Below are 21,879 nucleotides of genomic sequence, written 5' to 3' on the forward strand. Positions count from 1 at the left end.
CGAACCCTGCGCGGCTTGTGAAGGCGGCGCCCATGGACCGGCCCTGACCCTTCGGCGGGCGACGGCTGCCAAGGATTACAACGGTAGCTGATACCCATCTCATTCCCATCTCACGCCGTGCTTCACCCGGACGGGGTCGGGCTGGCAGGGTGGTCCGCATGGATGATCTACTGCTGCGCCGCGTGCGGCCGGGGCTCGGCGGGGAGCTCGCGGACGTCCGGGTGAACGACGGCCGCGTCACAGCGATCACCGAGCCGGGTTCGGCCGGGTTCGCGGCGCGGGTCGTCGACGGGCACGGCGGGACGCTGCTGCCGGGGCTGGTCGACGCGCACGTCCACCTCGTGCAGTGGGCGACGTCCCGGCGGCGGATCCCCCTGGACGCGGCGCGGTCGGCGGCGGAGGCGATCGAGCTGCTGCTCGCCCACCTGCTGGCGACGCCGGCGCCGGCGGCGGAACTGGTCGTGGGCGCGGGATTCCGCGACGGGCTGTGGCCGGACAAGCCGCACAAGGACCTGCTGCAGCGGGCGCTGCCGGGGCGCGCGGTCGCGTTGTTCAGCGCGGACCTGCACACGCTGTGGCTGAGCCCGGCGGCGCTGAAGCTGATCGGCCGCGACCACCCGACGGGTGTGTTGCTGGAGAACGACTGCATGAGTGCGACGGCCCAGCTGCCGACGGCCGCGATCGACGTCCAGGACCAGTGGGTGGCGGAAGCGGTGTCCGCGGCGGCCGCGCGGGGCGTGACGGAGATCGCCGACTACGAGTACGCGGACACGGTGGCGGACTGGACCCGCCGGGGCGCGCCGTCGGCCCGGATCTCGTGCGTGATCGCCCGGTACCTGCTGGACCAGGCGATCGAGCGCGGTCACCGCACCGGTGACGTCCTGCCGGACTCGGGCGGGCTGCTCACGGTGGGCCCGTTCAAGCTCTTCGTGGACGGGTCGTTGAACACCAGGACGGCCTATTGCCACGACCCTTACCCGGGCGGCGACTCGCCGGGCTCGCTCGAACTCCCGCCGTCCGCGCTGGTTCCGTTGATGCAACGGGCTTTCGCGCACGGCCTGCTCCCGGCGGTGCACGCGATCGGCGACCGGGCGAACACGATCGCGCTGGACGCGTTCGAGGAGGTCGGCTGCCCGGGCCGGATCGAGCACGCGCAGCTCCTCGCGCCCGCCGACATCCCGCGTTTTGCCGCGCTGGGCGTGATCGCGGCGGTCCAGCCGGCCCACCAGCCGGACGACCGCGACGTCGCGGACCGCCACTGGCACGGCCGCACGTCGCGGGCGTTCCCCTACCGCTCGTTGCTGGAATCGGGAGCCCGCCTGGAGTTCGGCTCGGACGCGCCGGTGGCCCCGCTGGACCCGTGGGACGGAATTGCCTCGGCGATCTCCCGCACGGACGACGACCGCCCGCCGTGGCACCCGGAGCAAGCGATCCCCCTCGCCGACGCCCTGGCCGCAGCCTCGGGCGGCCGCCGCGGAGTAGCGGTGGGGGACGTGGCGGACCTGATGGTGACGGCGGCGGACCCGTCGGTCCTGTCACCCGCGGACCTGCGCAACCTCCCCGTGACGGCGACGATCCTCGGTGGCCACGTGACGCACCAGATCTGAGGCACGAGGCGTCCGCTGTCAGCGAATCCGCCCGGTGGGGCGGCGATCCCGTGGTTGTGTGTCCGTATGGAGATCTTGGTCCTGGGCGGAACGGCCTGGGTGGCCCGGGAGCTGTCGCGGCAGGCGATCGAACGCGGCCATCGGGTGACCTGCCTCGCGCGGGGCGAGAGCGGGGAAGTCGCGGACGGAGCGACACTGGTCGCCGCCGACCGGCGTGCTCCGTCGGCGTACGAGCCCCTGCTCGACCGGGTGTGGGACGCCGTCGTCGAGGTGTCGTGGCAGCCGGGCTTCGTCCGGGGAGCGCTCGACGCGCTGGGCGGCAAGGCGGGGCACTGGGTGTACGTCTCGTCCGGCAACGTCTACGCCTCCCACGCCACGCCGGGGGCGGACGAGTCCGCGGCCCTGCTCGCCCCGACGGACCGGAGCGAGGTCGACCGCGAGTTGTACGGCGAGGCGAAGGTCGCCTGCGAGCAGGCGTCGACGGCCGCGGTGGGCGACCGCCTCCTGATCGCCCGAGCCGGGCTCATCGGCGGCCCGGGCGACCACACCGGGCGCTCCGGCTACTGGGTCGCCCGCGCCGCCCGCGATCCGCGCGGGCCGATGCTGGTCCCCGACACCCCGGCCGTGCCCACCCAGGTGGTCGACGTGCGGGACCTCACCGCCTGGCTGCTCGGCTCCGCGGAGACGGGAACCGCCGGCACTTACGACGCTGTCGGCCCGGTCGTCCCGTTCGGCGAGTGGATCGAGCTGTCCCGCGCCGCCGGCGGGCACACCGGTCCGGTGGTCGCCGCCGAACCGGCGTGGCTGCTCGCCAACGGCGTGGCCGAGTACATGGGGCCCGAATCGCTGGCGATGTGGCTGGTCGAGCCGGGCTGGGAAGGGTGGTCGGCCCGGGACGGGGCCGCGGCGCGCGCCGCGGGGCTGCGTCACCGGCCCCGGGCGGAGCTGCTGGCCGACACGCTGAGCTGGGAACGCGAGCAGGGGCTGGACCGGGAACGGCGCGCCGGCCTCAGCGCGCGGCGCGAGCGCGAGTTGCTCGACGCCCTCGGCTGACCGGACCGGTTTCGCCCACCAGGTCGTCATCGCCGCGGACGGCCCGCAGATGCTGGGCGACCTTCGGGGCTTGATTTGTCCACCGGACAACGGAAAAGATCCCACCGTGGATTTGACAACGTTGTCAGGAGGAAACGGATGAGAACGCGGACGCGCGTCCTTGCCACCCTGCTCGCCGGGGCCACCGCCATGGCCCTCGCGACACCCGCCGAGGCCCAGAGCCAACCGAGATTCGCCGACGACCCCACCACCCTCGTCGACACCTCGATCGGCAACAACGGGGACGGCACCACCTTCCCGGGCGCCACCACCCCCTTCGGGATGGTGCAGCTCAGCCCGGACACCCAGCTCAAGAAGTACGCGTCCTACGACTACGCGCAGGACACCACCCTCGGCTTCAGCCACACCCACCTCTCCGGCGTCGGCTGCCAGACCATGGGCAACTTCCGGTTCATGCCGACCACCGGCGCCGTCACCAGCAGTGACCCCGCGCAGTACGGCGCCAAGTTCAGCCACGCCAACGAAACCCGGCAACCCGGCTACTACGGGGTCGAGCTCGACAACGGCATCGAAGCCGAGCTGACCGCCACCCAGCGCACCGGCCAGCACCGCTACACCTTCCCCGCCGGCGCGACGAGCGAGAACGTCCTCATCGAGGTCGGCGAGAGCAACGGCTACACCTACGCCGGGGACGTCCACGTCGTCGGCGACGACACCGTCGAAGGCTGGCTGCAGGGCGGCAACTTCTGCTGGGAGACGCAGAAGGAGCGCTACAAGGTCTTCTTCTCCGCCAAGTTCGACCGCAAGTTCACCGGCTTCGGCACCTGGACCGACAACAAGCTGACAGCGAACCAGCGCGACGCCAAGCTCGGCTCCCAGCGCACCGGCGCCTGGCTCACCTTCGGCAGCGACAAGAGCCAGGTCGGCGCCTCCGTCGGCCTCTCCTACACCTCCATCGACGGCGCCCGGCTGAACCGCACCACCGAGCAGCCCAAGTCGTTCGACAAAGCGCGCAAGGCGGCCCACGACACCTGGGAAGACGAGCTGAACCGCCTGCGCGTCGCCGGCGGGACCACCGCCGACCAGCGGACCTACTACAGCGCGCTGTACCGGTCGCTGCTGCACCCGTCCGTCGGGTCCGATGTGGACGGTTCCTACCGCGGCTTCGACGACCAGGTCCACCGCAGCCGGGACACGTACTACCAGATGTTCTCCCTGTGGGACACCTACCGTTCGCAGAACCAGCTGGTCGCGCTCCTGCACCCGGACAAGGCCGCGGACATGACCAAGTCCGTCCTCAAGATCTACCAGGACGGCGGCTGGGTCCCGCGCTGGGCGCTCGCCGGCGGCGAGACGAACGTCATGAGCGGCGACCCCGTCACGCCGTGGGTGGTCGACAACTACCGCCGCGGCCTCCTCGACGACCAGACGGCGCGCCGGCTCTTCGACGCGTTGTGGCGCAACGCCAACGAAGTGCCGGCGGACCAGTCCGTCTTCCGCGGCCGGGACGGCAACCCGACCTACGTGAAGAACGGCTGGATCGGCTACCAGGACCTGCCCGGCTACACCTACGGCGACACCCGCCAGGCCGGCTCGGCGACCCTCGAGTACGCCCTCGCCGACTGCGCGCTGTCCACCATGGCTTCCGGGCTGGGCTACCAGGACAAGGCGAAGACGCTGCGCGACCGGTGCGGCAACTTCACCCACCTGTGGGACACCAGCGTCGAATCCCACGGCTTCACCGGCTTCCCGCGCACGAAGGCCGCGGACGGCACCGGCGTCGGCGACCCCGACCCGGCGAAGTCCACCGGCTTCCACGAGGGCACGCCGTGGCAGTACCAGTGGCTCGCCCAGCAGGACACGGCGAAGCTGTTCGGCCTGATGGGCGGCCCCGCACAGGCCGAACAGCGGCTCGACACCTTCTTCGACATGCCGCTGCTGCTCACCGACCCGGCGAAGGCCGCCAAGGACTCCTGGGTCCACGGCGCGTACGACTACCACAACAACTTCGCCTTCAACCCCAACAACGAGCCCGACCTGCACGCGCCTTGGATGTACAGCTGGACCGGCGCGCCGTGGAAGACCTCGGCCGTGCTGCGCGCGGCGCGGACGCTCTTCACCGACACGCCCTACGGCATGCCCGGCAACGACGACCTCGGCACCATTTCGTCGTGGCTGGTCTTCGGCATGACCGGCGTCTTCGAGGCCCAGCCCGGCTCCGGGACGTACCTGCTCAGCACGCCGATGTTCGAGAAGGTCGAGATCCGCCCGGCCGGCGGCCGCAAGATCGAGATCGAGGCACCCGGCGCGAGCGCGTCCAAGCTGCAGTACACAAAGGACGTCCAGATCGGACACCGGAGCTACGACCGCAGCTGGATCTCCCACGCGGACCTGCTCCGCGCGGGCAAGATCCGGTTCCGGCTGAGTGACACGCCCACGGCGTGGGGCACGAAGTCGGCGCCACCCGCCATGTGACACCGTGACGGCCTCCCCGGCACCGGGGAGGCCGTCACGCTTTCAGGCGCGGCGCAGGGACGGGAGCATCGCGGCCACCCCCAGCACGGCCACGACCAGCGGGACCACCAACGCGGCCCGCAGGCCACCGGCGGCCTGCACCGCCGTCACCACCCCCAGCGCCAACGCCGGCCCGACCTGGAACGCCGTGTTCACCAGCCCGCCGGCCAGGCCCTGGTCGGCCGCCGGGACGCTGTCCGCGGCCGCCATCGTCAGCGGGCCGTAGGTGAGCGTGAACGCGAGCCCCACCAGCAGGAACGCGGGCAGCATCAGGGTCGCGTAGCCGGCCGCGCCGTCGAGGAACTGCAGCAGCGCGTACGCCGCCACCGACGACGCCAGGCCGGCCAGCGCCACGCGTCCCGAGCCGTACCGGCCGACCAGCGGCGCGGCGATCCGCGGCGCCAGGACCGCGACGACCAGCCCGCTCGGGCACACCGCCAGCCCGGTCTGCCACGCCGACCAGCCGCGGGTGCCCTGCAGGTACAGCGTGATGATGAACAGCGCGCCGACCCAGCCGCCGAGCAGGGACATCGCCGCGATGTTCGCCCGCACCAGCGCGCCGGACCGCAGGATGCCGAGGCGCACCAAGGGGCTCGCCACCCGCCGTTCGATCACGACGAACGCCGTCAGCAGCACCGCGACGGCCACCAGGGAGCCGAGCGTCCGGATCGACGCCCAGCCGGCGTCCGGCGCTTCGACCAGCGTGAACACCAGGAGCAGCATCGCCGCGGTGACGGTCGCCGAGCCGGCGATGTCGAACCCCCGGCCCGGCGCGGCCGGGGACCGCGGGACCACGGCGAACGCGCCGATCAGCGTGGCCAGCGCGACGAGCACCGGCGCGTGGAACACCCACCGCCAGCTGACGTCGGTGAGCAGCCCGCCCGCGACGAGCCCGAGCGAGAAGCCGGTCGCGCCGGTCGCGGTGTAGATCGACAGCGCCTTGTTGCGGACCGGGCCCTCGGCGAAGCTCGTCGTGATGATCGAGAACCCGGCGGGTGCGCTGAACGCGGCGCTGATCCCGGTGACGAACCGGGCGGCGACCAGCAGCGGCCCGCTGGTGGCGAAGCCGCCGAGCGCGGTCGCGACGGTGAACACCGCGAGCGCGCCGATCAGCATCCGGCGGCGGCCGAGCAGGTCGGCGGCCCGGCCGCCGAGCAGCAGGAAGCCGCCGAAGCCGAGGACGTAACCGCTGACCACCCACTGCAGGGAGCCGGTGGACATGCCGAGCTCGGCGCCGATGGAGGGCAGCGCGACGCCCTTCATCGAAACGTCGAGCGCGTCGAGGAACATGGCGCCGCAGAGCACGAGGAGCAGGCCGCGGGCGCGCGGGGTCAGGCGGTCGTGGACCGCGGACGGAGAGGCGGAGACGGTCAAGGCAACCCCCAGTTGAGTCGGACCGATCGGTCCGGGACCGAACGGTCCGAATCATGGCCGGGGCCGGGATGCGTTGTCAACCGGGAATTCAAGATGTGGACCGTCCGGTCCGGTACGATGGGCGGATGCCGCGCAAGCCGACGCCGGATGCTCGCGAGCGCATCCTCGAAACCGCCACCCGGCTGTTCAACGCCTACGGCGTGCACGCCGTCGGGATGCAGCAGATCATCGACGAGTGCGGGTGCGGCAAGAACCTGCTCTACAGCCAGTTCGCGGGAAAAGACGACCTGGTCGTGGCCTACCTGAGGCGCTGCAGCGGCGACTGGGACGACATCGTCGCCGGCGCGAAGGCGGCGGCGGACGGCCCCGGCCCGCAGCTGGTGGAACTGGTGCGCGAGGTGGGGCTGCGGGTCACCGAGCCCGGGACGCGGGGGTGCCCGCTGCGCAACACCTTCGCCGAGTTCCCGGATCGGGAGCACCCGGCCCACCGCGTGTCGATGGACCACTTCGTGCGGGTGCGGACGCAGCTGCGCGAGCTGGCCGCCGAGACGTCGGCACCGGAGCCGGCACGGCTGGCCGACCGGATCATGTTCATCATCGACGGCCTGTACACGAACGGCCCGATCTTCGGCGACGAAGGCGTGAAGTCGGCGGTCGCCTTCGCGGAAGACGTGGTGAGGTCGGCGCAGGACCGCTGACCGGATTGCGCGTGGGCGATGCCGGAAGGCCGGATTCCGCGGCCGACCACCCTCTCGGTGTCTTGGTGTCAGCCGGGCAGGACAGCTTGTATGGACGTCATGTTGAGGTGGCAGCAGGCGGAGGGAAAGCGCCACGCGTTCGACGGGCCGTTCCCTCCGCGTCCGGAAGAACGGTTCGTGACATTGTGCGGGGAAGAGGTGACCGTCGCCGTGCGCGACGTTCCGCAGCTCGGAGGGAATTGGTTCGACCCGACCTGTGGCAAATGCGCGTCGGCGTGGCTGGCGCGGTGCTGACCGACGCCGAGCGGGACCACCGGCTGCTCGACCGCATCCGCGACCTCCACGGCTCGCTCGCGCTCGACCTGGCGTGGCTGGCGAGGACCGTCGGGGACGAGCCGCCGCGCCCGGACATCCTCCGCGACCTGGGGGAGCGGCTCACGGACCTCGGCGCGGACCTCGTCACCCGCGCCGACGAGCTGGACGCCAGGGTCCGCGCCACCCTCCCGGACCACGGCTGGCTCCCCGAAGCGGGCGCACGGCGGCGCGCACTGGCCGTCGCCCACCAGGTCGGCCCGCACCCCCTCCGGTGCGGGCCGATCTTCCTGGCCGTCTGCGGCGCGGCGTGCTTCCCGTTCTACGGCACCGACCCGACCGGCCGGACAGCCCGGCACGAACGGTGCGAAAGGTGCCTCCACGTGCATTGATCCGCCGTTCGTGCTGAGCTGGGGGCATGTCCGACCAGAAAACGACGGCGACCGAGAGGTTCTTCCGGATCGCGATCGCCATCAAGGGCCTCGACGGCGCGCTGCAGGTCGTCGGGGCGCTGATCCTCGCGTTCATCCCGGCGTCGACCGTCAGCGGGTTCACCCACGCCGTGATCACCCGCGACCTCCTGGGCGACCCGTCGGGCACACTGGCGCGCCACCTCCAGTCGGCGACGGAGAACTTCCTCCACGGCGACACGAAGACGTTCGCCGTCGCGTACCTGCTCGCCCACGGGCTGATCAAGCTCGGCCTGGTGTGGGCGCTGGCGCGCAAGATCGTCCGCGCCTACCCGGTCGCGGCCGTCATCCTCGCCGCGTTCGTCGTCTACGAGATCGTCCGGGCGGTGCACACCCACTCGATCGCGTTGCCGTTCTTCGCCGCGCTCGACGTCGTGATCATCGTCCTGGTGCTGCGGGAGTACCGGCAGCTGAAGCGCGCTGCCTAGGGTTCTGGTCCTTGAACCAGAGGACCGGCGTTCGGGGATGCCGGTCCTCCACCCGCGGGCATCACCCACCCAGCTTTGAGGACAGGCCCTAGGGTTCACGCGGCGACGGGAAATCGGACCGTCGTGTTGTCGGCCGCCTCCAGGGGTTCGACGTAGAGGGCGGTCGCGTTGTCCGAGCCGCCGCGCGCGAGGGCGGCGTCGACGAGTTCGGCGGCGCCGGTGCCCGGCTGCGCGAGCACGGCCCGGATCCCGCTGCCCGCCAGCGGCTTGTGCACGCCGTCGCTGGTCAGCAGCAGGCCCGCGCTCGTCGTCTCCACCGTGGCGATCTCGTGCTCTTCGGCGGTCCGGACGCTGGTCGTGACCACGTGCTCCATCCGCGGCGTCACCGGCTGGTGGCGGGCCCGGAAGTACTCGGCGAGCGTGTGGTCGGTGGTCAGGCGGCTGAGCGTGGTGCCGTCCCAGGCGTACGCGCGGGCGTCGCCGACCCAGGCGATGCGGTACCCGCCGTGCTCGGCCGGCATGGCGACGACGAGCACGGCGTCCCCGAGCGTCTGCTCGCGGACGGCGCGCTGCGCGGCGAGAACGGCCTCGACGGGTCCTTTGTGGACAGGAGTACGAGCGGCGGCCGCGGCGGCGGTCCGCGCGGCCCGGGCGGCGGCGGGATCATCCCCGACCCCATCGGCCAGTGCGAAAACGATGCCCGGCCCCCCGGCGGCGGCGTACGCCCCGACGGCATCGGCGTTGAGCGAGCGCGGCCCCTGGGCGCTCGCGGTGTGCCAGCGCGGGTAACCCGGACGTGTCGTGATCATCGCGGCCTCCTCGTCCCCTCTGTCCTCCATGATCCGCGCCGAACCTGTGGGCCGTCTGAGACTTTCCTGTGCCGTCGGTGCCGGCTCGGTACGATCTTCCCGGTGAACGACTACCGGGAACTCGAGAACCTGATCGCCGCGTACGCGTCCCTGGTCGACGCGGGCGACTTCGCCGGCGTGGGCGCGTTGTTCGCGGAGGGGGGCGTTCGTGGGAAGCGGCACACCGGCGCGAGGAGCGGCGGAGGTCGAGCGAATGCTGCGCGGATCGGTGATCGTGTACGAGGACGGAACACCGCGCACGAAGCACGTGACGACGAACATCGCGTTGGAGGTGTCCTTCGGCACAGCGGTGGGCCGGGCCTACTTCACGGTGCTGCAGGCGGTCCCGGGACTGCCGCTGCAGACGATCGCGGCGGGCCGGTACGAGGACAGCTTCACCCGCCGTTCCGGCAAGTGGCACTTCACGGAGCGCCGGGCAACGGTGGACCTCATCGGCGACGTCAGCCACCACCTCCGGCGGGTTTAGCCGGTCTTCCGCCGTCGGAACCGGCGAGCCGCCTTGGGAGCTTCCTCGACGATCAACGGCGCGGCGATCCCGCAGCTGACGCCGATCAGGATCTCCGACCAGTGCGGAAGCTGCACCGGCAGGAACGCGAGCGTGAGCGCGATGACCGCGATCCCCAGCTTCCACGACCCCAGCAGCACGCGGAGAATCCGGGCGAGCACGCCGACGCCGACCGAGCGCGACCAGGCGTCATCGAACAGCCGGAGGAAGATGCGGACGAAGTTGGGGGTCAGACCCTGCGGCGAGGCGACTTCCAGCATGATCCCTTCGAGGCTTTGCTGCCCGTAGGGATCGTAGATGTCGAAGCGCACAGTCCGGCCGTCCACGGAGAAGCATGTCGCCAGTTCCATGTCTTCGGCGTTCCGGCACAGGCGAACGGAAGCGCGGGGGCAGTCGCGGAAGTTTTGCTGCCACCCCCGGATCCGTTCCGCCGAAATCGCCTGCACGTTCGCCGACCTGATCTTCGCGGCGAGGGCCGGTTCGGCGAGCAGGATTTTGACCCGCACTCCCGCCTTCGCGCGATCGCGCAGGACTTCGACGGTGTCCTCGTAGGGTGCGGTGACCAGCATCGGCAGGCAGATCTCGTTCTGCGCCGATTCGAGCAGCCGCAGGTAGGAATGGAAGACGGCGGGTTCCGGCATCGGGCCGACGACCTTGACGTAGGCGCCGAGGTCCACGCGAAACCGGGAAAGCTGCTTCTCGACGTCGGGCTGCCCCAGGTGAGCGGCGATCAAAGAACGGAGAGCCGGGGCCTGGACGGTCAATCGCTTGCCGTACACCTCCAGCGGAATCAACCAGCCGAGCCCGAGGAGTTCGCCCACGGCATCGCGCGCCTTTTCCGCCGATTCCAAGCCCGGGTACTGCCGGACTATCTCGATGAGATCGTTTTCCGACCGTGAATAGCCGCGGGTGGCCATGATGATGGCCAGGATCGATGCCGAGCGGGAAAGTCCCTTTTGCTGCAGTTCTTGGGCGAGGTGGATTTCGGAGCGGTCGAGACCGATCACGCTGCTCCTCCCCGCGCGGCGAACGAATGATGCTAAGCCACCGGTCAGGGAATGTCTGCCCGCCAAGCGGGTGTCGGCCGGTAGCACGCAGGCGAAGGGCCCTGGCTCCCGGATGGTTCCGGGAGCCAGGGCCCTTCGCGTGCCCGTCAGCTCTGCAGGTCGTAGACCGTCTGGCCGTCGACCGTCGTGGCGGTGAAGTTCGCCGTCACCCAGGCCGTGATCTCCGAAGAACCACCGCCCGGCCCGCCGCCGCGGCCGCCTTCGATGTAGTACTTGATCTCGCCCGCGGCCACGTACGCCTTGAACTCCGCCAGCGTCGGGGCCGGGTCCGAACCGCTCCAGCCGCCGATGCCGATCACCGCCTTGCCGCTGGCCAGTTCCAGCGAAGCCGCGCTCTGCGAACCCGTCGTCGCCGCGGCCCACTTCGTCGTCGTCTTCGCCAGCAGCGCACCGATCGCGCTCGACGACGAATCCTCGCCGCCGAAGCCGCCGCCCATCGCGCTCGACGTCGGGCCGGACGTCGGGATCGAGCCGCTGTGCGCCACCGACGCCGTCGTGACGCCGTAGGCCGCGGTCGAGACGCCCACCGTCAGGACCACCGTCGCCGCCACGACGGTGGCGGCCTTCTTCAGCGACGGCACGCCCATCACGAGCACCGTGCCGACCAGCACGCCCAGCACCGCGACGATCCAGCGCAGCGCCGGGAACCAGTCCGGCGTCCGGTCGAGCAGGATGAACGACCACACCGCCGTCGCCACGACCATCCCGGCCAGCACCGCCCGCGGCGCCGGGTTCTCCCGGCCTTGCCACAGCGCGCGGCCCGAAATCGCGACCAGCGCGGCGATCGCCGGGGCGAGCGCGACCGAGTAGTACGGGTGCACGGTGCCGCTCATGTAGCTGAACACCAACGCCGTCACGACCAGCCAGCCACCCCACAGGACCAGCGCCGGCCGGGTCCGGTCGGTGCGCGGCGCGCGGCGCGTGAACCACAGCCCGGCGACCATCCCGATCAGCGCGGCGGGCAGCAGCCACGAGATCTCGGTGCCGAAGCTCGACCCGAACATCCGGAACAGGCCCGTCGACCCGCCGAACCCGGTGTTGCCGCCACCCATCGCGCCGCCGCCCGTGCCGCCGTTGCCCTCGCCGCCGAAGATGCGGCCCAAACCGTTGTAGCCCAAGGCGAGTTCGAGCAGACTGTCCCCTTCGGACCCGCCGATGTACGGCCGCGACGACGCCGGCCACAAGTCGACCAGCGCGATGAACCAGCCCGCCGAGACGACCAGCGCCACCACCGCGCCGCCGAGGTGCAGCAGCCGCTTGCCCAGCGACGTCGGCGCCGCGAGCAGGTACACGACGCCGAACGCCGGCAGCACCAGGAACGCTTGCATCATCTTCGTCAGGAAGCCCAACCCGACCGCGGCCCCGGCCAGCGCGAGCCAGCGCGGGCTCGCCTTTTCCGTGGCGCGCACGACGAAGTAGGCACCCGCGACCATGAGCAGCACGAGCAGCGCGTCCGGGTTGTTGAACCGGAACATCAGCGCCGCGACCGGCGTCACCGCGAGCACCCCGCCGGCCATCAGCCCGGCGACCGGGCCCGAGGTCCGCTTGACCGTGAGGTACAGGATCCCGACGGACGCGACACCCATCAGGGCCTGCGGCGCCAGCACGGTGAAGCTGGAGAACCCGAAGATCCGGGCGAACGCCGTGCCGACCCACAGCGCCGCGGGCGGCTTGTCGACGGTGAGCACGTTGCCCGAGTCGAGCGACCCGAACAGCCACGCCTTCCAGCTCTGCGTCCCGGACTGCACGGCCGCGGCGTAGAACGAGTTGCCGTAGCCGGACGCGGTGAGGTTCCAGAAGTACAGCACCGCGGTCGCGGCCAGCAGCCCGAACACCGCCGGGCGGACCCAGCGCGGGGGCGCGTGCGCGTCGGACTCCTTGCGGTGCTTGGGTTTTTGCGTGACCGGAGTGGGCAGGACGGCGGTCATCAGTACTCCTTCTGAGTGGCGGCCTGGCGGCGGGGGTTGAACACCCAGCCGCGCAGGAGCAGGAACCGGAGCACCGTGGCGGCGAGGTTCGCCAGCACGAGCACGGTGATCTCGAGGACCAGGCCGGGGGTGGTGGATCCGTGGAGCAGGGCGAGCGAACCGCTCGTCAGGGCCAGCCCGAGGCCGAACACGATCAGCCCTTCGAACTGGTGGCGCCCGGCGCCCGTGCGCCCGCGGATGCCGAAGGTGAGCCGCCGGTTCAGCGCGGTGTTCCCGATCGCCGTCACCAGCAGCGCGGCGAAGTTCGCCGGCTGCGCCCCGACGGCGGTGCGCAGCAACAGGAACAGCACCAGGTAGGCGAGGGTGCTGGTGACGCCGATCGCGGCGAACCGCACGAGCTGCGTCACCAGCCGGGGCGGCACCCCGGGCGCGTCGACGCCGATCGGCTGCCGGCCGAGCTGCTCGCGCAGCCTGCTGATCGGGATCTCGCCGGTGAACGTGGCCTTCGTGACGCGGGCGATGCCCTTGAGGTCCGCGGTCGCGGTCTTGACGATGTTGACCGACGAGTTCGGGTCGTCGACCCAGTCGACGGGCACCTCGTGGATCCGCAGCCCGGCGCGCTGCGCCAGGACGAGCAGCTCGGTGTCGAAGAACCAGCCGGTGTCCTCGACGTGCGGCAGCAGCTCGCGAGCGACGTCGGCGCGGATGGCCTTGAAGCCGCACTGGGCGTCACTGAACTTCGCGGCGAGCGTCGAGCGGAGGATGAGGTTGTAGCACCGGGAGATGAACTCGCGCTTCGGCCCCCGCACGACTCGCGCCCCCCGGGCGAGCCTGCTGCCGATGGCGAGGTCGGAGTGCCCGGACAGCAGCGGCGCGACGAGCGGCCCCAGCGCGGCGAGATCGGTGGAGAGATCGACGTCCATGTAGGCGAGGACGGCGGCGTCGGAGGCTCGCCAGACGGCGTTGAGCGCGCGGCCGCGGCCCTTCTCGTCGAGGTGGTGGACGGCCACCTCGGGGAACTCCCGGGCCAGTCTTTCGGCCACCTGCAGCGTCGCATCGGTGCTCGCGTTGTCGGCGATGGTGATCCGGTACGGGTAGGAGACGTGCTCGGCCAGGTGGTCGTGCAGCCGGCGGATGCACGGTTCGAGGTCGGTCTCTTCGTTGTAGACCGGGATGACGACGTCGAGAACAGGCTGCGGGCCGGCCAGATCGACCGGGACGGTCCCGGGCCGTGCTGCGGAGGCGGTGGCTGTCATGGGACCACCGTCGCCGGTCCCGCTTTGGTGATCGTGTGTTCTCTCTGTGCGGTTGCTGTGCGGTGCGCGTCCCCGTGGCACAACCGTCCCGCCGAAGACCTCGTAGCGCCAGTGGTAGAGCCACAACATCGGGTTGGGCCGCTTGGTGGGTGTTCTTCGGCGGCGAGGCTCTCGGCGACGCAGTCGCGCGGGTCCGCCTCACCGGCGAACACCGAGCGTAAGGCGGTCCACCAGGCGAACGAACCAACCACGTTGGCAGGACGTAGGCAGGGTTGTGATCCTGCATCCTGCCGCCTTCGAAACCCATCGGGACCGTTGAGTAGCGCTCCAGCTGCGCACGGTCGCGGGCCCGCGTGGGATAAAGATGTGCTTGAGCTGCTGGTTCGTGCCGTTCGGGCGAGTCAGGACAGGTCCGCACCAACAAAGAGCCACAGTTGGGATAAGGTGCGCTCTGTGTCCACAAACTGTCACCTCCCTACAGTCGCCTACCTCAGTAGGTAGGCGAAATGACTGGCGGTTACCTACATTCTCGGTTCCCTGAGTTGCGGCCGATCGGTACCGACGTGAAGAAGGTGTCGGCTGAGGAGGTCGGCGTGGAGCTGCGCCGGTTGCGGAAGTTCGCCGGGCAGACCCAGGCGGACGTGGCCCGGGTCGTTGGGGTGAGCCGGGCGAACCTCACCCAGTGGGAGGCCGGGCGCTACCTTCCGTCGGCGGAGAACACCCGACTGCTCGATGATCACTTCCGCGCAGCGAATGCCCTGGTCGAGCTGGTGGAAGCGGCCCGATCGGCCGTGCCGTCGGCTGGTGGGGTCCTCGAGACAGGCGGCTCTCTTCGCGACGTCTTCCGGCGGGCGGGACACCGCCTCGCCGAGCACCTGATCCGCGATGAGGACGGCCGGGCGGTCGGCTGGCGGCACAACCTCCAGAGCGGTGGCCGGCAGACCACGCTCTCCACCGCATTCGGCGTGAGCACCATGGTGGCGTTGGGTGAGCCCTACATCGACCTACACCCGGTCATCGAGAACCTCTACGCCAAACGTTCCGAGGTCGGCTGGCAGGGCCGATCCGCGGGTCGCCGCCCCGAGGTCACCGCGGCGGTCGTCGACGCGTTGCTGCAAGCCAGCACCGTCCTCTCGGCCGACGAAGCACGGAAGTACCTCGAGCATTCGCTCGACAACTACAGCCGGACCCGGCCGTTCCTGCTGTCGACTGCGCTGCGCACCTCGGCCCGGCTTGGGGCCGACAGTCCGCTGACCCGCCGGCTGACGGACGACCTCCTCGCCGCCCGGCTCCACTTCGACAATGTCCCCCTATGGGGCGAGAAGAAGGAACCGGGACTGGTGGCGCCGATGCCGTCCGTGGCGCACACCGCGAGGGCCGTCGTGGCCCTGCGGGCCGTGCTCCGCGGGGGTGAAGACCGCGCTGACGTCGAGGATGCCGTCGAGGGGGGCACGCAGTGGCTCATCGAGCGGACTCGCCCGGACGACGGCGTTGCCGAAGACCTTGGCCTGGCGCAGCCGGACGACCGGCCGCCCGTCCGTATTGCGGTGAAACACTTCACGTCGGCATGGGTGGTCCAAGCGCTGGCGGAAGCACCGTCCGTGCCCATTGGGCGGCTGAACCGCGCGCTCGGCTCCCTGTGGGAACGCTACGAAGCCGGTGTCGGTCTGTGGGCCTGGGGCAGTGGAGACCTCCCGATCTGGATGACTCTCGACGCTGTGACGGCCCTGCGGGCTGCCGCAGTGGCCTTCGCCGCTCCGTCCCTGAATCCGCCGCCCGCGAATAGAGAACTCCCTCGATGAGCACGACGTCCCCTGCCGCAGATCACATCGCCGCGCGCAGGCTCCCGCGGGAGCTCGTGGAGCCCCGGGTTTCGGACGGCGACCGGTCCGACCGGACGCGCTTGATGGAAGCCGCGGAGCGGGTCACCAGGGAATCGAGCCGAACAATGGCCTTGCTGACGGACCTGACTCGCGACGACGTCGCGGCAGCCGAGGTCGCGAGCCGGTCGTACTGGCACCCGAACGGGTTCGCGAAACTCGTCCTGATCGCCTCGCCGGAACGGGACTTCCGGATCAGGCTGCACGTCTGGCCCGCGGGCGAAACCGCGCCGATCGGCGAGCCGAACCCCCACAGTCACCGCTGGGACTTCGCCTCGCAAGTGCTGGCGGGAACCGGCATGCACATGGTCGAATTCGCCGAAACCGCCGAGGATGGCCCGCTGTACCGGCGTTACCGCTACGGAACCGACCCGAAGGATCCCGCCGCTCTTGTCGCGGACGGCGAAGCGCGGCTCGAGCAGGTCGCCACTTCGTATGCGCAGCAAGGCGACGTGTACTTCTGCGACACGTCGGTCGTGCACACCGCGCGGCCGATCGATGGTGGTCTCACGGCGACTCTGGTGGTCCAGGGGCCGTTGCGGACCCCCGCAACCGTCGTCTACTGCAAACCGCACGCGAGTGACGAACAGCCGAACCTGCCCCTTTCGGTACAAGACTTCCGTCTGCTCGCGAGGGACGTTCTGACCGCATCTCGCCGGGGGGATCCGTGACGTCGCCGACGCCGATTGGCGCGCACCGTGTCCCCCTCCAGCGCAGGCGCTTCGGCGTCCTGACGGACCAGGCCATCCGCCGCGCCCTCGACTCCGGCGACCTGCGGGTGGATCCGTTCGACCCCGCGCTGGTACGGCCGGCCGCGCTGAGCCTGCGGCTCGGGTACGAGGCGTTCGGCCTGGTCTCCTCCGGGCCCGTCGACATCGCCGAGAGGTCCACCTACCCGGCCCTCGTTCCCCGGGATCTCGACGCGCGGGGCCGGTTGCCCGTCGAGCCCGGCGAAGTCGTGCTCGCGCCGACGCTGGAGAAGATCGGTCTTTCCGAGAACCTCGCCGGGCTCGTCGACGGCACCAGTGATTACGCCCGGCTCGGTATCAGCGTGGTGCTCTGCGGGCAAGTCAGTCCCGGCTTCGGTCAGGAGAAGGGCGCGGTGCTCACGCTGGAGATCGTCAACCACCTTCGGCACCCCGTCCTGTTGTACCCGGCCACCCGGATCTGCAACTTGATGTTGTTCGCCTCCGCGGGAAGTGCCCTGCCATACGGTGCCATGCCGCACAACTACTCCAGTGACCACGCCGTCGCGGCGTCACGATTGGCCGACCATGTCCGCAAGTCGTGAGGTCCGGCTGGGTGACCTCGGCGAGCGAGGGATCCAGGAGCATGTGCTCGAACCCCGCTACGGTGATACGGAGGGTTTCGGCGACGACAGTGCCATGCTGGGGCTCCTGAAATCACCCTGCGAACTGGTCGCCACCACCGATGTCTGTCCGACACCGCTGGTGAACATCCTCGACGTTCCCGATTGGTATCGGAAGGGCTGGTTGCTGGCGACGATCAACCTGTCCGATCTTGCGGCCGCCGGCGCCAGACCTCTCGGCCTGTTGACGACCTACACGCTGCCGACGAGCACAAAAGTAGGCGACTTCGAGCGACTTCTCGACGGAGTCGACGAGTGCTGTGCCGAACACGGCACCCGGGTCGTCGGCGGCGACCTGCGCGACGGCGAGGTGACCCATCTTTCCGCGACGGCGATCGGTTGCTGTGCCCCAGGAAAGCGGCTGAGACGGGTCGGAGCGAAAGAGGGCGACCGCCTGTTGCTGATCGGTTCACCGGGCTACCTTTGGGCGGCTGCCCTGCTGAAAGCCGGGTACGCGAAGATTTCGGACTCCGAGGCCGTCTGGGAACGCGCCTGCCACCCGATGGCCCAGATCAGCGCTGGCCGGCTCCTTTCGGATCACGAGGTGGCCCGCGCGGCGATGGACGTGTCGGACGGGTTGTTCGCGACAGTTCGCGCCTTGTGCGACGCCAATGGCCTCGGCGCGACGATCACCACGGACATCCGGCTCGATCCCGCCGTCACGGAGGTGGCGGAACAAGCCGGGCTGGAGCCGTTCGACCTGGCTCAGACCTGGGGGGACTGGTCACTGGTCGCCGTTGCCCCCTCCACCGTGGAAGTCGAGCGGATCCAGAAGCTGCTCCACGGGGTCGCCGACGTCCGGGATATCGGCGCCTTCGTCCCCGTGGAGCAGGGCCTCACCCTCCGGACCGGCGAGAACACCGTGCAGTGGCAAGGGGGCGCCCAGGAGCGGTTCTCGGCCAGTTCGTGGCACGGCGGCGAACTGTCCGCCTTGCTCGCCGACGTGCTGGGCGTCTCGGCGCCTTAGCTGTGCGCCCGCAGGGGCACGACGTTGCTCGGCAGGGAAGTCCGCCCCGGCTCGTGCTTCGGGGGCGTCGGGCTGATCGTCAGCGTCACCAGGCTCGCGTACCTCGGGTGGCGGTCCACGTACACCTCCGGCACCGAGCACGCCGCCGCCAGGACCGAGCGGTTGCGGTGCAGGTGCTCGAACGCCTCGCGGCCGAACAGCGACACCACGATGTCGCCGCCGCGGGGGCGGCTCCACAGGATCGCCGGGCGGTGGCCGCCCGGGAGGGGCAGTTGCGGGAACGTCGCCCGCAGGCGGTGCTGCAGCACGACGGCGCGGATGCGGTCCCGGACCCGGCGGCGGTACAACACCGCCAGGCCGAGGGCGGTGCCGAGGACCACCGTCGCCCACAGCGGGCCGGCCCACAGGGCGAACGTCACCACGCCGTAGGGGAGCAGCGTCACGGCCAGGATTTCCCACCGCCAGTGGTAAAGCCGAACGGGGAACGACGGCCGCGTGGGGGCGTGCCTGCTGGTCATTTCCGTGCTCCTTCCGGTCAACCGGCGGCGGAGGGCGCCGCCGAGGTGGCGCGTGAGACGTCCGACGGCGATGCCCGCCACGAGGGCCGCGACGATCGCCGGCCCGGACGTCATGACGGGATCCTCGATTTGGCGGCGGCCCCGGGCCGCCGGTCCCGGTCCTTGCCGAGCTGCCAGGTCCAGCGCCAGCCCGCCCAGATCGCGACGACCGAACCCAGCAGGACCAGCACGAAGGCCTGACCCACGAGCCCGTCGAGCGGTGCGAGCCGCAGCAGCACGAGCAGCGCCCACAGCTGGGAGGCGGTGAAGGGAATGACCAGACCGGCCGCGTAGACGCCCCGGCGCCAGCGGCTGCGCGGAGCGGTGGTGTAGGGGTCCATGAGTACGCCTCCCTCTGCTGTGGATCCAGGAAACCTCCGGGTCGTCCCGTCCCGTGTGCCAGCTGACTCACAAGGCGGGATCCAGTTCGCGAAACGCCGAAGCCCGTGCGGGTGGTACAGCCACCTGCAGCTCTTCAGCCTGATTTATCTAAATTCAGTGAAATCGACTGTAAGTGCTGGAGTAGGCTGGAGCAACCGAGGAGAAGGCGGTGTTACCTGTTCGCTGCCGGGAAAACCTCGACCAACCAGCGTTCCGTGACGACGGCGGCGGGTCGGCGGACTCAACTCGTCCGTTCGTGTGTACAATTGTGCCTCTGCTCACGCCACTGAAATTTACTGAAGGGCGGCGGAGTCGTGTCCCCAGCCGAGTCGCGCCGTCCCGCGCTCGCCCGGCGTCTGCGCGCACTGCGGGAGGAGCAGTGGCCCGACGCGGGAATCACCCAGGCGCAGCTCGCTCACGCGCTCGGCGGCAGCAAGCCCCTCAGCATCTCGCTCATCTCCTCCTGGGAGAACGCCGAGAAACCCGTCGCGCCACCGATCCGGCGGCTGAACGCCTACGCGACGCTGTTCGCCACGCGGCGGTCCGTGAGCGGCGAGCTCGTGCGAGTCCTCCCACTCGACCAGCTGACGGACGAGGAGCGCCGGCGGCACGACTCGCTGCTCGAGGAGCTGCTCTGGCTCCGCGACGGGCGTGAGCGCGCCGCCGACCACGAGGCCGACGTCTGGCGCTTCCCGGAGAACGAGGACGTCACGATCGTCTGCGCCCAGCTGCCCCCGGAGCTGCGGCAACACCTGACGTACGCGGATCCTGAGAGCGCCGACTTCGTCTCGCTGTACACGTATGCCGACCCCGACGCATTGATCGAACTGTTCGGTCACATAAGGTCTGTCAACCCCAAGCACCGCGTCAGCTTCCACACGACGGAAGAGCTGACCCCCGACGACTACACGACGCACCTCGTACTCCTGGGTGGCGTCGACTGGAACAGCGTGACCCGCGACGTCATCGAGCGCGTGGACCTCCCGGTCGAACAGGTCGCCCGGAACGACCAGGCGCCGACCAGCGAACCCGGTGGGTTCCTGGTCCGGCGCGAGAGCGGGTCCGTGCTCTTCCCACCCCAGCTGGACAGCGAAGGTCACCTGTTGGAAGACGTGGCACATTTCTACCGGGGCGTCAGTCCGTTCAACCGGAAGCGCACTGTGACCGTGTGCAATGGTATGTACGGTCGTGGCACGCTGGGCGCGGTACGAGCCCTGACGGACGAGCGGTTCCGCGATCGGAACCAGGAGCACCTCCGGAGCCGGTTCGGTGGAGCGGAGTCGTTCAGCATCATCAGCCGGGTGCCGGTGCTGGGCGGAAGAGGTCTGACCCCGGACTGGACGGTGGCGGACAACCGGCTGCACGAGTGGCCCGAAGCCGAGTGAACGCGCGGCAACACATCTCGCACACGGGGCTCCTGACGAGCGTCGAGGCCAGAGAAGCACCGAGGGCAAAGCTGGACGCGATCATCGTGCCCAACGGACGCCCGGCCGCCTACCTGGCGCAGGCCATCAAAGCGGCCAAGCGGAACAATGCGCACCTCGTGCTGCTGTGCAGCTTGCGTGCCGACGCGTCGAACGCGGCCCTCAAGGCGAAGCTCGCCGGCGTTCGACGGGTGACGGCGATCGAGGTGGATTTGCTGCCCAGACCGGTCGTACCCAAATTCGCCACCGATGAGCTGCTTCGCCGTAGCCGCTTCCACCGGAGGGTCGACACGAGCCTCAAGCGGAACCTCGGCCTGCTCATCGCCCTGCTCGCGGGCTGGGAACGGATCCTCTTCCTCGACGACGACATCGTGTTGCCCAGGCCCGCGGATCTGGCCGCCGCCGCGGGACTGCTCAAGGACCACCAAGTGGTCGGCCTCCGAAACGCGGGCATGCCCGACAACTCGGTCCTGTGTCACGCCCTGCGATCGATCGGCGCTGCCCAGGAAACCTTCATCGGCGGGGGCGCGCTCGTGGTCGGCAAGCCCGCGTTCAGCTCGTTCTTCCCCAACATCTACAACGAAGATTGGTTCTTCCTGCTCGATGGTCGGACGCTGAGATCACCGGCGGTGACCGGGACGGCTGTCCAGAACCCCTACGACCCGTTCCGCGATGCCCGGCGCGCCCGCAGCGAGGAACTGGGGGACACCCTCGCCGAGGGTATCTACGGCCTCCTGGACAACGGTCTCGGTCTGGAACACGCGGACGAGAAGTACTGGCGTGAGTTCCTGCCCCACCGTCGGCAAGTCATCCTCACGACCATCACCCGAGTCGAGCGATCGTCGATCGAACCCGGGCAGAAAGCCAGGATGGTCGACTCGCTGAAGGCGGCGATCGGGCGAAGCCACCACATTGAGCCGGAGCTGTGCGTCCAGTACCTCGCTGCCTGGCAGGAGGACACCCGGCGCTGGCGCGACCACGTCAGCGAACTCGATGACCAGCGTGGCGTGGGAATCAAGGGGGTGCTCTCCATGTTGGGGGTCGATCACCTCGCGCAACCCGGCGGTGGGATCAATGCCCGTGCGAAGCGCCGACGGCCCGTGACTCGTCTCGAGGAGCCGGCGGTGACGGTATCGGCAGGTCCTTCACCAGCACGTGACACCGCTCCGGTTCCTCCAGCACCCCGCCTCCGGGAAGTCGCCTCTGCGCATAGCAAGTGA

The 21,879-nt window shown here is 70.2% G+C and carries 21 protein-coding genes; 14 read left to right on the forward strand and 7 right to left on the reverse strand.

Annotated features, from left to right (window positions below):
* Positions 1-158 precede the first annotated feature (158 nt).
* The 3 genes from ACH54P_RS42580 to ACH54P_RS42590 all read left to right on the forward strand — a co-directional run bounded on the left by ACH54P_RS42580 (position 159) and on the right by ACH54P_RS42590 (position 5,135).
* Positions 159-1,607 (forward strand): amidohydrolase, encoded by a 1,449-nt coding sequence (locus ACH54P_RS42580; protein ID WP_489908971.1) that lies wholly within the window; start codon positions 159-161, stop codon positions 1,605-1,607.
* Positions 1,608-1,673: 66 nt separating this feature from the next.
* Positions 1,674-2,660, forward strand: coding sequence for a Rossmann-fold NAD(P)-binding domain-containing protein (locus ACH54P_RS42585; RefSeq protein ID WP_489908972.1), 987 nt, complete (start codon positions 1,674-1,676; stop codon positions 2,658-2,660).
* A gap of 138 nt (positions 2,661-2,798) precedes the next feature.
* Complete coding sequence (locus tag ACH54P_RS42590) at positions 2,799-5,135, forward strand: GH92 family glycosyl hydrolase (protein ID WP_489908973.1); 2,337 nt, start codon at positions 2,799-2,801, stop codon at positions 5,133-5,135.
* 42 nt (positions 5,136-5,177) lie between these two features.
* Here the strand turns inward: ACH54P_RS42590 and ACH54P_RS42595 are convergent, their stop codons facing one another.
* Entirely contained in the window at positions 5,178-6,548 is a 1,371-nt protein-coding gene (locus ACH54P_RS42595; RefSeq protein WP_489908974.1) for an MFS transporter, read from the reverse strand.
* 125 nt (positions 6,549-6,673) lie between these two features.
* Here ACH54P_RS42595 and ACH54P_RS42600 point away from each other — a divergent pair, with 125 nt between their 5' ends.
* The 4 genes from ACH54P_RS42600 (at position 6,674) to ACH54P_RS42615 (ending at position 8,456) form a co-directional block, all read left to right on the forward strand.
* A complete protein-coding gene (locus ACH54P_RS42600; RefSeq protein ID WP_489908975.1) occupies positions 6,674-7,246 on the forward strand; it encodes a TetR/AcrR family transcriptional regulator in 573 nt (190 codons plus the stop codon).
* Between the two features lie 99 nt (positions 7,247-7,345).
* On the forward strand, positions 7,346-7,540 hold the full coding sequence (locus ACH54P_RS42605; RefSeq protein ID WP_489916954.1) for an HC3 family zinc finger protein: 195 nt from the start codon (positions 7,346-7,348) through the stop codon (positions 7,538-7,540).
* Positions 7,510-7,950 carry a hypothetical protein gene (locus ACH54P_RS42610; protein ID WP_489908976.1) on the forward strand — a complete coding sequence of 147 codons (441 nt, stop codon included), beginning with the start codon at positions 7,510-7,512 and terminating at the stop codon, positions 7,948-7,950. Before ACH54P_RS42605 ends, ACH54P_RS42610 begins: the two co-directional genes overlap by 31 nt.
* A gap of 26 nt (positions 7,951-7,976) precedes the next feature.
* Positions 7,977-8,456, forward strand: coding sequence for a DUF2127 domain-containing protein (locus ACH54P_RS42615; RefSeq protein WP_489908977.1), 480 nt, complete (start codon positions 7,977-7,979; stop codon positions 8,454-8,456).
* Between the two features lie 95 nt (positions 8,457-8,551).
* On the opposite strand, the gene ACH54P_RS42620 is transcribed toward ACH54P_RS42615, so the two are convergent.
* The gene (locus tag ACH54P_RS42620; RefSeq protein ID WP_489908978.1) at positions 8,552-9,265 is read right to left on the reverse strand and encodes a PP2C family protein-serine/threonine phosphatase; all 714 of its coding nucleotides are present in this window, start codon (positions 9,263-9,265) and stop codon (positions 8,552-8,554) included.
* A 253-nt stretch (positions 9,266-9,518) separates the two neighbouring features.
* Between ACH54P_RS42620 and ACH54P_RS42625 the strand changes: the two genes are divergently transcribed.
* A complete protein-coding gene (locus ACH54P_RS42625) occupies positions 9,519-9,791 on the forward strand; it encodes a nuclear transport factor 2 family protein (RefSeq protein WP_489908979.1) in 273 nt (90 codons plus the stop codon).
* Here ACH54P_RS42625 and ACH54P_RS42630 read toward each other — a convergent pair.
* The 3 genes from ACH54P_RS42630 to ACH54P_RS42640 form a co-directional block, all read right to left on the reverse strand.
* Positions 9,788-10,837, reverse strand: coding sequence for a hypothetical protein (locus ACH54P_RS42630; protein ID WP_489908980.1), 1,050 nt, complete (start codon positions 10,835-10,837; stop codon positions 9,788-9,790). The two genes, ACH54P_RS42625 and ACH54P_RS42630, sit on opposite strands and share 4 nt — an antisense overlap.
* A gap of 146 nt (positions 10,838-10,983) precedes the next feature.
* Entirely contained in the window at positions 10,984-12,825 is a 1,842-nt protein-coding gene (locus ACH54P_RS42635) for an ArnT family glycosyltransferase (protein ID WP_489908981.1), read from the reverse strand.
* Positions 12,825-14,081 (reverse strand): bifunctional glycosyltransferase family 2/GtrA family protein, encoded by a 1,257-nt coding sequence (locus tag ACH54P_RS42640; protein WP_489908982.1) that lies wholly within the window; start codon positions 14,079-14,081, stop codon positions 12,825-12,827. The genes ACH54P_RS42635 and ACH54P_RS42640 overlap by 1 nt, the downstream gene beginning before the upstream one ends.
* A 572-nt stretch (positions 14,082-14,653) precedes the next feature.
* Here ACH54P_RS42640 and ACH54P_RS42645 point away from each other — a divergent pair.
* From ACH54P_RS42645 to ACH54P_RS42660, 4 genes are all read left to right on the forward strand, one after another.
* Positions 14,654-15,883, forward strand: a complete 1,230-nt coding sequence (locus ACH54P_RS42645) for a helix-turn-helix transcriptional regulator (protein ID WP_489916956.1) — start codon at positions 14,654-14,656, stop codon at positions 15,881-15,883.
* A gap of 146 nt (positions 15,884-16,029) precedes the next feature.
* Positions 16,030-16,632, forward strand: a complete 603-nt coding sequence (locus tag ACH54P_RS42650) for a hypothetical protein (RefSeq protein WP_489908983.1) — start codon at positions 16,030-16,032, stop codon at positions 16,630-16,632.
* Positions 16,629-17,252, forward strand: coding sequence for a dCTP deaminase (gene dcd, locus ACH54P_RS42655; protein WP_489908984.1), 624 nt, complete (start codon positions 16,629-16,631; stop codon positions 17,250-17,252). Before ACH54P_RS42650 ends, dcd begins: the two co-directional genes overlap by 4 nt.
* Positions 17,236-18,297 carry a thiamine-phosphate kinase gene (locus ACH54P_RS42660; RefSeq protein WP_489908985.1) on the forward strand — a complete coding sequence of 354 codons (1,062 nt, stop codon included), beginning with the start codon at positions 17,236-17,238 and terminating at the stop codon, positions 18,295-18,297. The genes dcd and ACH54P_RS42660 overlap by 17 nt, the downstream gene beginning before the upstream one ends.
* On the opposite strand, the gene ACH54P_RS42665 is transcribed toward ACH54P_RS42660, so the two are convergent.
* Positions 18,294-18,929: a hypothetical protein gene (locus ACH54P_RS42665; RefSeq protein ID WP_489908986.1), complete on the reverse strand. Its 636-nt coding sequence runs from the start codon at positions 18,927-18,929 to the stop codon at positions 18,294-18,296. The two genes, ACH54P_RS42660 and ACH54P_RS42665, sit on opposite strands and share 4 nt — an antisense overlap.
* Entirely contained in the window at positions 18,926-19,195 is a 270-nt protein-coding gene (locus tag ACH54P_RS42670; RefSeq protein WP_489908987.1) for a hypothetical protein, read from the reverse strand. The genes ACH54P_RS42665 and ACH54P_RS42670 overlap by 4 nt, the downstream gene beginning before the upstream one ends.
* A 354-nt stretch (positions 19,196-19,549) precedes the next feature.
* Between ACH54P_RS42670 and ACH54P_RS42675 the strand changes: the two genes are divergently transcribed.
* Together ACH54P_RS42675 and ACH54P_RS42680 are read left to right on the forward strand one after the other, a co-directional pair.
* Complete coding sequence (locus ACH54P_RS42675; protein ID WP_489908988.1) at positions 19,550-20,620, forward strand: helix-turn-helix domain-containing protein; 1,071 nt, start codon at positions 19,550-19,552, stop codon at positions 20,618-20,620.
* Positions 20,617-21,879 (forward strand): hypothetical protein, encoded by a 1,263-nt coding sequence (locus tag ACH54P_RS42680; RefSeq protein WP_489908989.1) that lies wholly within the window; start codon positions 20,617-20,619, stop codon positions 21,877-21,879. Before ACH54P_RS42675 ends, ACH54P_RS42680 begins: the two co-directional genes overlap by 4 nt.

The organism is Amycolatopsis sp. N2S4-7 (assembly GCF_058119595.1).